Below are 12358 nucleotides of genomic sequence, written 5' to 3'. Positions count from 1 at the left end.
TCATAATGCTCTAAAGCATTGGCCCAATTGAGAATGTCTAGGATCGACTTCGCCGATATCAAGCGGTGCCTCTCGTTGTACGCAGCAGTTCGGCCCATGGAAAAGCCCGAATGTAACACTAGGGCGGTTTGCCTGTCAGCTCAAGCGCCAAGCCGGGAATGGGCACTCTAACCCATTGAATTCATGAGCCGAGGAAAGTGTTCGAAAGTCTTAAGTTTCGAAAATTCATGATCCATGTGAATGACCCGTTTCGGATGAACCGGTAGGGCACGTAAACGGCGATAATGGGCGCGCAGCCGTAGAGGGCTTCAGTCGGCTCGAACTTATCGTTACTGAAAAACAATGATCATCCCTTCCTTATTTCCTTTGTAAATGTGGTTGCAGCGCCGCCAGCCAGACTTGCGCATCACCATGCGTCTGCAGTTGTTCCCCAGCCCTCTGTTTTTCCGATAAGGATAGGGGGCGCTTGGCGACCAGCGCGCTACAAGCCATCAAAACAGCCTTCTGATTGTCGTTCAAGGGGACGTCGGCCGATGGCAGGGCTGCCGCCGGACTTGCCGCAGCTTCGGTTAGGCTTGCTGGGGCATGTATGTCGGGCCAATCGCGCTTCGCGGTTCGGTTTAGCACAGGGGCGAGGGTTGGTGCAGTGACGATGCGCGAGCTTGCTAAGTCCTTGCGAAACGCGGCACTCAGCCCGAGCCAGTCACGTAAAGTCGCGAGTACGGAGGTATGATCATAGGGGATGCCGGTCCCGCTGCGAAAGACCGTGCCCGCCGTGACGTATGACGAGACGACGATGGCCGGTACCCGGACCCCGAATTGGTTGAAGGCAAATTTTGAAGCATCCGTTGCGGCTGGGAAGCCAGCGGGCGCGGCGGGCGGTACGACATGGTCGTACGTGCCACCATGTTCATCGAATAGCACCACGAACAGGATATCGTCCCGGGCTGGGCTGCTTCGGATCATCTCATAGATTTTGGCCAGAAAGGTCTCGCCGGGGCTTACGTCGTAGGGGGGATGGTAACTCTCATCGACCTCGTAAGGGCCAAAGCTTGGTTCCAAAAACGTGAATACCGGGAGCGTGCCCTCTAGGCAGGCCTTTTGAAAATCTCCGATCCCGCTGAAATTCGTCTCGTTCGCCCCGTACTTCTCGAAGAACAAGGTCTTGGTCAACGAGGGTAGCACGCTGTTGTTATAAACCATCCAACTCAGTTTCTGTTCGGTCAGAACATCAAAGATAGTGGGAATATTCCACGGCCAACCCTCATTATTTACGTGGCCGGCCGATGCGCCGGCCTGAAGAAATGCGCGGTTCGGCCAGGTCTGGCTTGGTACCGAGGCGTGCCAAGCATCGGAGACAGCGAAGCTCTTCGCAAGCGTGGTGATGACCGGGATCTGCGTTGGGCTGTAGGATTGCATGATCTGTGCCGCCTCGTCCGGCGTTCCCCCAGCAGATGTAACCCACGAAATATAGTCGGAAATGAACCCGTCCATTTTATTGGCGCCAATTTGCGTCGCTACGCGGTTAAATTCCTCACCAGGGTCGGGATTCGGCACGGAGGATGCAGCCACTGTTTTTGTGCCTACCGTCCATGGTGTCGTGCCATTACTTGCAAAGACTGGGGCGCCGCCGTTCATCGCGCTGTTCTCGTTGAAATAACTATTCGCGGAGAGGCCATTGAAGGGCTGAGGCGAGATGTTCGGGATATAGCAGGCGGGTGAGTTTCCGGGGGTTCCATCATAAAGCCAGCCGAGCAAATTATCGAATGAGCGATTCTCTAGCGTTAACACCACGACGTGCTTAATTTGCGGCAGAATGACCTTGCTGACAGCGAACTGTACATTGTTATATTGCGCGCCCTCGTCAATATAGGTACCCGAAATCCGGTAGGTATTCGTGTCGTCGGCGGCGAAGACAAGCGAAACGTCCGCGCTGTCCGACCATCCGCTGAACTGGGCGCCAGCCTGCACCGCGATAGCGATGTCGCTACCGAGCAGCGTTCCTGTAAGCTTGACCTGGAGCATGACGGGCGTATTGCCCACCGAGGTGCCCGCGCTAAAAACCCAGGTTTGACCATCGGTAATGCCGGCCGAACGGCTCACCCAGAAGATCGACGTATCCTGCTCGGAAAGCGCATCGTCTTGGACATTCCCCCAATAGCTTTGGTTGAGTACAGGAGAGACGCCGACTGAAACGGAAACCGTAGAGGATAGTTCGTTTTGTAGCGTGATCATTGAATGCATGGCCGGCCTCCTGATTTTTTGGATTAAGAGCACAGTGACGGATCATGTGCAGTACGTACTTGAAAAGCGGCTTTCAAAAACCAAAACACTCGATATCGGAACCAGTTGAAGTACGTTGGACAGAACTATAAGCGCTGACTGGGCCGATCATTGGTACGACTATGGCGGCAGCGGCCCAAATGTCCAGTTTCAGGAAATCAAATTGTAAGCACCTGCGACTGAGTAGGGCGCATTACTGCCCGATCGATCCCTGCATCACGAAGAGGCGATCGGACGGCGCCGACCTGAGTCAAGATCGCAAGGTGGGCCAGTAGACATGCGGCAGTTAAGGCGCGAACCTCGGCCACGCTGCAGTTTGTGATCCCTTCTCTGGTCCCGGAACATGACGCGTCGCCTGGAGATCCTTGCGAATAGCTACCTTGATCATATCCGTATAGCGGTTGCGGCCAAGGACCGGGGCGCGCCGTTCCGGGACTTCTTCGACAATTGGAACGCGTTCCGGTCTGAGACGGATCATCACAGAAGCCGTGGCGATCGTCCCCGCTGGTTCAATAATCCTTCTGCGACCAAGCGGATGGCGATGCTGGAATCCCTTGATTTCATCTCCGGCGGAGCAGCGGATATTCTCAGCTATGCGCGACAAGACCCCGACGGCTATGATCGGCTCTATAAGGTCCGCGACACGAATGTCAGACTGATGGTAGATCACGCCGTGCCGATCGGCGTGATGGCGGACATGCTGTTCGACTCAGCTAGCGCCGTCGTGTCCGATCTCGCTCTGGCCGACATCAGCGCACATCTCGAGCGTTGGTATCGGCTCGGGCTTGTTTCGCATGCTGAGAACGGCCGGTTGAACGCGGCAGGATTGGCCTCCAGGATGCCGCCCGACTGGGATAGGGTGGATCCGTTCGCCCGGTATCAGGTGGCAGGCATTACCGCCTTCAAATGAGCGCTTGGTGACGCCGCACACTTCGACCGCCGTGAGCTCGTCTACAGCTTGGGCGATCCGGGCGCGTTCGTACTGTCGCCGATTAGAGTGCTTTCTCGAGGAGAGGATCGATGAGCAAGCTCGTTACCTGCATGTGGTTCGATCGCCGTGAGGCTTGCAAGGCGGCGGAATTCTACGCGGCCACGTTCCCCAATAGCCATATCGGGCGCTCACATCGAGCCGTTTCCGATTACCCGGGCGGCGAAGCGGGCGACGAACTCACGGTCGAGTTCACGGTGCTCGGCCAGGCTTTCCTCGGGTTGAACGGCGGACCTTCGGTTACACCCAGCGAAGCGGTGAGCTTCCAGGTGATCACTGATGATCAGGCGGAGACCGACCACTACTGGAACGCAATCATCGAGAATGGCGGCAGCGAGCGCCCCTGCGGCTGGTGCAAGGACCGCTGGGGCTTCTCGTGGCAGATCGTACCGCGGGCATTACTGGCGGCGTTGCAGGACGAAGATCGGGCCGCCGCAAAACGGGCCATGGCCGCCATGATGACCATGCACCGGATCGATATCGCCAGAATCGAGGCGGCGCGGGTTGGAGAGAAGGAACCTTGAAGCCACGGTTGGCCGGGACTGCCGGTCGACGGGTGCTGGCCTTTCGGCAACGTCGGGCGAAGGTCGGCTTTCGAGGGTAGGCGATTGGTTTTTAGATGACCGTGATGGGCGCATACCGCCCGTCTTATATTTTAGACGGCCAGGATGGGCGCCGTCCGCCGCTTTGGTGAAGAAAATGGGATTAGCCGCCAACTTCAGGCACAGGCCGTACCGGCAGGTGACGACCCATCTGCGACTCTCCGCTGGCTAGCGCGATGCTTTGAAAGCGGCCATGAAAGCCATCTCAGTTCTGGAGGGCAAATGGCGGGCAAGGCGCATCACTATACGGTTCGGGTAACCTGGACCGGCAACACGGGTAGCGGCACGCGTACCTATCGTGGCTATGAACGCGCCCATGACATCGACGCGGAAGGAAAGCCGACGATCCCCGGTTCTTCCGATCCAGCATTCCGCGGAGACAGTGGCCGATGGAACCCGGAGGACTTGCTCGTTGCCTCGCTCTCGGCCTGCCACAAGCTGTGGTATCTTGGTCTCTGCGCGCAGGCTGGTGTCGTTGTGACCGCCTATCAGGACAGGGCCGAGGGCGTTATGGTGGAAGAAGAGAACGGCGCGGGCCAATTCGTTTCGGTCGTTTTAAGACCCGAGGTCACCATCTCCGCTGACTCGGATGAAGCGACGGCATTGGCGCTGCACCATGACGCGCATGCGATGTGCTTCATCGCGCGATCGGTCAATTTTGCGGTTTCCACCGAACCGAGCATCAAGCGCGGATAAGAGGATAGCGTGACGCCAGCGGCACGGGGCTCGTTCGCTTTTCCCGACTGCGCGCCCGGAGCAGACGGGCCGCCCCCCAGCCGCAGGTCGCCTCCCGACCCTCTGGGGTCATTCCTGGTGTTCATAACATTCCTCTAAACTCGACATTCACCCATGATATAGATGGGGCGTGAATAACTCACGACACCAGCGGGACCGGCGCCAAGCGCGCCGGAGGGCTGTGAGCGAAAGGAGAAGTGATGTTGGTTCAGGCATTCAGGGTCTTCCCAGGCGAGGGTGCCATCGTTGGAAGGCTCCTTACCGGCTACACTGACATCGAATACCAGCTGTGTTTCTGTGCCGGCATGGGCGGTGGCGACGTTGCGAAGGCGATTACTGACATCTATTCCAAGCGAGGCGAGAAGAGGCGAGTGGACATTGCCAAGCAGTTGGGGGGCGCAGGCTATTGCGCTGCTGGCCTTGGTGCGGAATTTGTTGAGGCCATCGAGGACATGATGTTGTGCCGCACTATCCGCAATCAGTATGCGCACTGCATTTGGCACGATCGCCGTGTTGGCAAACTGGCGTTTGCTCACATGGAGGACATTGCATCGCCAACTGGCCCAGGCGCAGATCCGATCAATCTCGCCTTCGAATTTGTTGACATGCCGTTGCTCAATCACCAGGAGCAGTTCTTCTTCTACACGAGAGATACTCTCAACTACCTGAACTACCGACGCAGGCAGATCGTCGGAGAAATCAACGCGGGTGCCACTATCCGCACTCCAACCAAAGTAGCGAGACCACTGCGGCACCTGTGACCTATTGTGGTCGATCAGGGATGGTCAAGTTCCGAAATTATTCTTCAATGCTCGTCAAATAGGTACCCCTTTGGCGAACAACGGCTTCCGACCTGCGTCGCCCAGATGCTGAACATCTCAACTACCCATTACGGCGGCAAGCCGAACGTCCGTTATTCACTCCCTAGCCCCAGGAGCTGCCCGGCAGCTATCCCCCCAACCCGGTCGACCCGTAGCGCGACCACGAGTGTCGCATTTGGAGCATGCCCTCATGCGGGCTGGACGACTAGGAAGGGCGCACCTTGTTTCGTCAGGCCACGTGCCGCTGTCGGCAGCCGCGGCTCTTCAACTCCCTTTCCGACAACCGCCTTGCGCGCTCCACTTCAGGACCCGTCACCACCAGCGGTGCATAGCCATGTGCCTCCCACAGCAGCAGATGATCAACGCCCATAGGCGCAAAATCTGGATGTAATTCCGAGGTTTTACCGCCATTGGCAAAGACGCCGCGATTGCCAGTGTCCAAAAATGTTTCCGCCGGCAGGCCGTCGGCCAGGATGATATCATGCCATGCCAGCTCGACATGATAATAGGTAATGCGCGCGCACCGGAACTGGGTAATACTATCGCCGTTCATAAGATATTTTACGGGGATCAGCACGCCTTCCAGGAACAACGCATGGTCGGGCGAGAGAAATAGGTCGCGGCCCGGCTGACCGGGGCCGAAGGCATGGGCACGCACACGCACCGGCAGGATTGCCTCCGGCCGGCTATGTCGGCGGCAATCGACCGTGCGCTGGCCGATCCAGCGGATGGGTTGCAACGTGCCATCCAGCGTTAGTACGAGATCGCCCTCCACCAGATCTTCAACCGCGACATTGCCACGCCCAGTCGCTATGTGCGTGCCACGCGCGAAGCAGGCTAAGGTTTGATTATCTGCAATCGTATTGTCTGTACTTTGGCCAGGGGCGATCGGTAACCCTTTATTGGGTATGGGCGTGGTACCCTTGGAGTCGTAACCAATGATATTGTTCGTGATCGTCGAACCACTGGTCTGATCGCCAAGAGTGACCCCGTTGCCGCCATTGCCGCTAATGACATCTGCCGCGCTATCTCCCTGCGGCACCGTACCGCCGAGCGTATTGTCCCGGGCATTTCCGGAGATGGAGACACCGCCAGCGCCATTACCGAAAGCTGTTTTGCCAAATATACCAAGGCCGATGTTGCTATCGAAGATTTGGTTCCCATAAGCGTTATCGGTGATCTCCACACCATAATTGCCATTGCCCGAAAAAGCATTTTTCGGAATAATCGATTGCTGATTGCCGCCGATGATATTGTTATGTGCGGTGCCATCGATCTTTAGCCCGTCATTGCCATTGCCTCCGCCCTCGAGCAGCGATTGGCCGTTCGTAGCCAGACCGACGATATTGGGGTCGACGGTTACGCCGGAGGCATCGCCGCCGATTTCGATGCCGTTATTCACATTGCCCGAAATGACATTGGTCTCCAGCGTATTGTGGCCGCCGGTAGAGGTGACGAGGATACCATCATTCATATTCGGAGCGGCGGCGCCGAACGCATAAAGCCCACCGAAAGTGTTGAAGCTTGTGAAGTGACTGGCGGTGTCGGCTACCTCGATACCATTCATGCCGTTGCCAGAACAGACGTTGCCCAGCGGGATGACACCGCCAACCAGCGTGTTCGAGGAAGTACCGTTGACCAGGATGCCGTTCAGCGCATTGCCGACGATGGTAGCGTTATTTGCTCCAATACCGAAGAAATTTGCCTGCACGGCGGTATCGTTGGAATCGGTAATGCGCAGGCCATTGCCGCCATTGCCGCTGACGACGTTGTAATAGACAAATGGATTGTCTTGCGCCGTACAACCAATCAGAAAATTATTGTTTGCACCGACTATGGCTATGCCATCTCCCGTATTGCCGAGTGCCTTATCGCCGCTCGCTGTCGTGCCGACGAAATTGCCGCTCAAGGTATTGTTGTTGGACCCGGCATTGATGAGGATACCATCCCCGCCATTGCCAGAAACGAGGTTACCGAGCGGGGGGGTGACGATAACAGCCGCCTTGCTGCCCTTGGAGCCGGTTGGGTTATTCTTCTGGCCAGTGTTGGAATCTGTATAGGCCGTGCCGCCGATCAAGTTATTGGCAGCACCTCCGGTTATGAAAATTCCGCTGCCGCCATTGGCGATCGCTGCGGTGCCGGTCGGATCGGTACCGACGTAATTGTTAGCAAGCGTATTATCCGAGCTGCCATCGATGACGATGCCGTTGCCGGTATTGCCGGAAATAACATTTGACACGACACCCGAAGCAGCTGTGGGGTTGGAGCCGATGCTGTTACCCGACGAGGTCGAGGAGATATAGATTCCTGCTCCACCATTGCCATTTGCGGTGCCGCTGGTGGTGAGGCCGATATAATCGCCGGCGAGCGTGACATTATTCGAATCGATGGTGATGCCGTTGCCGGATGCGCCGCTGGCCGCAATACCGAGCAAGGAGGACCCATCCGAGCCGCTCGTGAACGTCAGGCCATTATGACCGTTGAAGTTGATGCCAACGACAGGCGCTCCCCCGGCCGTGGCGCCAGGCGCGCTGGTAGCGTCGATAGTGACGTTCTGCTTGATCATGGGCAGGTCGCTCGCGAGCGTGATGGTGCCGCTGACTGCGAAGGTGATGGTCGTGGCGCCGCCCCCGCTATTTGCCGCTTCGATGGCGCTGCGCAGAGAGCCTGCGCCCGAATCATTCAGATTTGTAACCGAAATTGTTGCCATCAAACTCACCCCCAACGTGATCAGTCTTAAAGCGTAACGTGATCAGTCTTAAAGCGTAAAGTCGCAAGGGGATCAACCTATGCAGCTGCGGCCCACGCCAAATCCATCAATATCCATGCTACAAGTAGAATCTGGCTATTCGCGCTATATTTAAAGTTCCCCGAACGTATCTGTATATTCAACCCCCGCCAAAAGGTGATGCTTCAGGTAGCTGCGAATTTTCGATCGCGCAGAAAAACAGCCCTTAAAATGTAAAAATGGAGTTTTTGCCGTTCACGCGAGCCTTGCCGGATTACTTCACTTTCTGACGAATTCACCGCCAATCTTACCAAGGCTTTCACTTGACGGCCGCTGTGGCCTGAGGATATTCTCAAACATCCAGGCTTTAATCTTTGTGGCGCGGAGAAATGCTGGTTGGTGAAAACGCAGCTCGCTGCCCGGCGTACAAAAACCGGTCGCGCCAACCGCCGTACGAGGCGCGAACCCGCGCCCAGTTTTACCGCCCAATCTCTGTCCGAGGCGCTTCGGAGTCTGGTTGATTGGCCTTGGTATTTAGCGGCCTATCCCGATGTCAGGACGGCTGGCGTGGATCCTGTCTGTCATTACCTGGAGCAGGGCTGGCGTGACGGCCGTCAGCCCAATTTCTATTTTGATCCTTACTGGTTTATCTCTGAGCATCCAGAAATTTCGAGAGATGCGGATCCGCTGATCGTATATCTCACGCAAGGTGAGTTGCAAGGCTGGCCGCCATCACAACATTTTGATTTGAATTGGTATCGGTGCACTTATGAACCTCCGCCCGGACAAAGCATACTCGGCCATTTCCTGCGGCATCGGCGTAGCGGAACGGTCAGCCCCAACCCCGGCTTCGATGCCGCATTCTACCTGAACCAATATAAGGATGTCGCCCAAGCAGGCTTGGATCCATTCGAACATTTCTGCCTGCACGGTCGTGCGGAAGGACGGATGCCTAAGTCGGAGGTAGACATAATCCGCGCTTCAGGTCTAGTCGATTTGAACTATTATCTGCTCAATAATACCGATGTTCACGAAGCCAGCGCGGACCCGGTCGAGCATTTTTGCCACAAGGGTTGGAAGGAAGGGCGTAAACCTAGTCTGTATTTCGATACGGTGTGGTATTTGGAGAGATATAAACCTCTGTCACCCGCCAACCCATTGTTGCACTACATCCTGTGCGGGGAAGCACAAGGCTGCCTGCCCAGCAAGTACTTTAATCCGTTATGGTATCGAAAGCGTTATGCGGGGGAGCAGCTAGAATCACCGTTGCAACATTACATGCGCCATCGCCGGACACAGAAGTTCAGCCCGCTGCCGTTTTTCGACGTCGATTTCTATATGTCGGCCTATGCTGATTCGATCCGTCCGAACCGCGACCCATTCATGCATTACCTCGCGGTCGGAGGCAAACGGAACTTTAACCCCTCGCCATGGTTCAATGCCGCTTCCTATCGAAATACGCAGATGCCCCTCCACCCGGACGGCACCTCGCAAACCGCAATGGAACAAGACAATCCTCTGCTGCATTTTCTGACGCAACTCGTCTTCTGAGACGCCAAATAGGAAGCGCTGCGCGGGCGATGTCGGGTTTTGGTATGCTGATTGATTATTTGTCCACCAAGCATCGGAACGGATAAGGAACATTACTCGCACTGGTCTCATGTCTACTTTCGGCAGGTCCCGAAAGCGGCAGGAACGGCCGGGAAGGGGTGTGTACCGACCGTCTAATATTTTGGACAGCCTGGCCCATAATCCGTCTGGCCGCACTGGGGTAGAAAATAAGATTAACGGCCTGTGGCGGACGCTGATCTTACCGGCAGGACGCGACCCTACTTTGCTTAACCGGAACTTCTGACGCTGGTCTCGGTCAAAAATTGGCGAATAGCGATCCCCACAAAAGCAACGCGGCTAATAATACGGACCGATGGCAACGGTTTTTGGTCCACTTAATCCGAAATCGGTTGGCTCCGTCTATATCACGGGCCCCTTCGATCATTGTGCGTCTAGCTGCCAGGGAATCCCGAAATCTGCTCTTCACGATGGGGCGGTCGGGCTGAATACATGCTGGCCTGCAAGCTGTTCAGGAAATAATGGCGGCGAACCGCAGCAACGGAGCTTCGGATTTACATTTCTTGCTCCCACCAACCGCGGGTGTTCACGTTCGCGGCGCCGGCGAGAGCCTCCAAATCAGAAATGTCTTCGTTGGAGAGGCTCATGCTGGTAGCCCGCACCAGCCCATCAATGTAGCTAGGTCTAGTGATGCCGATGATTGGCGTTGTGCCCTTGGCGATGGCCCAAGCTATTGCGACATCGGGAATTTCCGCGCCTTGTTTCTGGCCAATGGCCGCGAGCTTGTCGGTCAGGGCTTTCAACTGAGGCAAGATGCTATTGTAGGCTTGGGCCCGGTTAGTGCCTTCTGGAAGCGGTGTCTCCGGGCTGTACCTGCCGTTGAGGGCCCCTTGCTCGAGCACCATGTAGGAGAAGAATGGGATGCTGCGGTTACGGCAGTAGCTCAGGATACCAGCGTCATCAGAGCTACGGTAGAGAAGGCTGTAGTGGTTCTGCACGGCTTCGACCCGGAAGCCGGCTTCGCCCAGGATCCCGTCGGCGCGTTCGATCTCGCTCAGGTTATGATTCGAGACGCCGACATGCTTGACCTTCCCGCTCTTCAGCAACGGGACTAGGTGCTGCGTCCACCTATCTACGTTGGCTGGGTTATGAATCCAGTAGAGGTCGATATATTCAGTGCCGAGATTTGCCAGACTCTGCTTCAGCATGTCCTCCATTGGATTGCCTCCGGCTCCCGCTGCCTGTGGGGTAAATTTCGTGGAAAGTTGGTAGTCGCTGCGCGCGTAGCGCTTCAGGACTTTGCCAAGGATGGTCTCTGAGCGGCCCATGCCATAGACCATTGCGGTGTCCCACAGGGTAAAGCCGGCCGTATGGGCTTTGTCCGCAATCTCTTCCAGCTCAGCCTGGGTGAAATTGCTGCCGAAATAGCCATTGCCGGTTTCGCCGCTGTCGCCCCAGGCCCAGGTGCCGAGCGCTACCCTCGGGGGCTTCAGAGTATCGGTTATCATGTTGGCTCCATATCTGATCTGCCGTCAGGTCCCCTTTGACCCAGGCGCTGCGTCACTGTGACGCGCCCGCCGCCGAACAGTGAGCCTGATGCACTGAGATTTCTGCCTAATCCTCCAGAAGGATCGATGCGCGTTGCCGGGCTTCCGTCCGCGTGCGAAGGTCCATTCCATGGAGGTACTTGCCGAAATTGCGATGATAATAGCCGGCAACGTGTCGAAAGATGGTTTTCACACGACCCCCGTCGAACGTCTGACACTTGTTCGATCCTCCACCTTGACGATGCCGATGCCCAATGTCTATCGGCCGCAACTGTGCCTCGTCGCGCAGGGGCGGAAGGACGTCACGCTGGGCAACCACGTGTTCAGATATGCGCCGGGGCGCTATGGGGTCGTGACCTGCGATCTGCCGGCGACAGGCCATGTGGTCAATGCGACGCCTGACAAACCCTATCTCTGCCTATACCTCGATTTTGATCCGGTCATGCTGGCGGATTTGGCGTTGCGCGTGCCGCTGCCAGCGGGAGTGCCATCTCCGCCCATTGGCAAGATGGTGTCTGACGCCAGCCCGGATCTACTCGACGCTGTGCTACGCCTCCTGCGCCTGCTCAGCGATCCTGCCGCACTGCCTGTACTCGGGCCTCTCGCCGAACAGGAAATCCTCTATCGCCTGCTCTCGGGCCCAGATGGCGCCAGAATGCGTCACATAACCTCCGGTCGGGGAAGGGTGTCCCAGGTCGGGCGCGCGATCGCCTGGATTGGGAAGAACTTTCGGGAACATTTCAGCATTGAACGCCTTGCCACAGAAGTCGGCATGAGCCCGTCGAGCCTGCACGAGCATTTCCGTGACGTGACAGCGATGACACCGCTTCAGTTCCAGAAACAGCTCAGGCTGCAGGACGCGCGCAGCCTGATGTTGGTGCAGGACATCGACGTCGCGACAGCCGCTTTGCGCGTGGGTTACGAAAGCCCGTCGCAGTTTAGCCGCGAGTATCGCCGCCTCTTTGGAGAAGCGCCGAAGCGCGACATAGCCCGCTTACGTGCTTCCCCAGACTTGGCGGTGATGACCTAAGTCGGGTGGTTCAATATGCCGTTTGTCTCGATAGGAATTAAAGGAATAAAGGTGG

The 12358-nt window shown here is 56.8% G+C and carries 10 protein-coding genes; 7 read left to right on the top strand and 3 right to left on the bottom strand.

From position 1 onward, the window contains the following. Window positions 1-357 precede the first annotated feature (357 nt). Window positions 358-2244, bottom strand: coding sequence for an alkaline phosphatase family protein (locus BUB54_RS05080; RefSeq protein WP_048878509.1), 1887 nt, complete (start codon window positions 2242-2244; stop codon window positions 358-360). A gap of 382 nt (window positions 2245-2626) precedes the next feature. Between BUB54_RS05080 and BUB54_RS05075 the strand changes: the two genes are divergently transcribed. The 4 genes from BUB54_RS05075 to BUB54_RS05060 all read left to right on the top strand — a co-directional run bounded on the left by BUB54_RS05075 (window position 2627) and on the right by BUB54_RS05060 (window position 5369). Further along, window positions 2627-3193: a hypothetical protein gene (locus BUB54_RS05075; RefSeq protein WP_048878508.1), complete on the top strand. Its 567-nt coding sequence runs from the start codon at window positions 2627-2629 to the stop codon at window positions 3191-3193. Between the two features lie 110 nt (window positions 3194-3303). Next, the gene (locus BUB54_RS05070; RefSeq protein ID WP_048878507.1) at window positions 3304-3795 is read left to right on the top strand and encodes a VOC family protein; all 492 of its coding nucleotides are present in this window, start codon (window positions 3304-3306) and stop codon (window positions 3793-3795) included. Between the two features lie 300 nt (window positions 3796-4095). Beyond that, on the top strand, window positions 4096-4569 hold the full coding sequence (locus BUB54_RS05065; protein WP_048880599.1) for an OsmC family protein: 474 nt from the start codon (window positions 4096-4098) through the stop codon (window positions 4567-4569). 239 nt (window positions 4570-4808) lie between these two features. Beyond that, entirely contained in the window at window positions 4809-5369 is a 561-nt protein-coding gene (locus tag BUB54_RS05060; protein WP_048880598.1) for a hypothetical protein, read from the top strand. A 289-nt stretch (window positions 5370-5658) separates the two neighbouring features. Here BUB54_RS05060 and BUB54_RS05055 read toward each other — a convergent pair whose 3' ends face one another. Next, window positions 5659-7863, bottom strand: a complete 2205-nt coding sequence (locus BUB54_RS05055) for a Hint domain-containing protein (protein WP_158320067.1) — start codon at window positions 7861-7863, stop codon at window positions 5659-5661. A 154-nt stretch (window positions 7864-8017) separates the two neighbouring features. Here BUB54_RS05055 and BUB54_RS20695 point away from each other — a divergent pair, with 154 nt between their 5' ends. Together BUB54_RS20695 and BUB54_RS05050 are read left to right on the top strand one after the other, a co-directional pair. Then, on the top strand, window positions 8018-8176 hold the full coding sequence (locus BUB54_RS20695) for a hypothetical protein (protein ID WP_175556467.1): 159 nt from the start codon (window positions 8018-8020) through the stop codon (window positions 8174-8176). Between the two features lie 380 nt (window positions 8177-8556). Beyond that, window positions 8557-9708, top strand: coding sequence for a hypothetical protein (locus BUB54_RS05050; protein WP_139284801.1), 1152 nt, complete (start codon window positions 8557-8559; stop codon window positions 9706-9708). 572 nt (window positions 9709-10280) lie between these two features. Here the strand turns inward: BUB54_RS05050 and BUB54_RS05045 are convergent. After that, entirely contained in the window at window positions 10281-11234 is a 954-nt protein-coding gene (locus BUB54_RS05045; RefSeq protein WP_048877633.1) for an aldo/keto reductase, read from the bottom strand. A 169-nt stretch (window positions 11235-11403) separates the two neighbouring features. Between BUB54_RS05045 and BUB54_RS05040 the strand changes: the two genes are divergently transcribed. Next, on the top strand, window positions 11404-12303 hold the full coding sequence (locus BUB54_RS05040) for an AraC family transcriptional regulator (RefSeq protein ID WP_048877632.1): 900 nt from the start codon (window positions 11404-11406) through the stop codon (window positions 12301-12303). Window positions 12304-12358: the final 55 nt, after the last annotated feature.

Origin of the sequence: Acidocella aminolytica 101 = DSM 11237, from assembly GCF_900129125.1 — a bacterium.
GTDB lineage: Bacteria > Pseudomonadota > Alphaproteobacteria > Acetobacterales > Acetobacteraceae > Acidocella > Acidocella aminolytica.
This window is presented reverse-complemented; position numbering and strand designations above follow the sequence as displayed.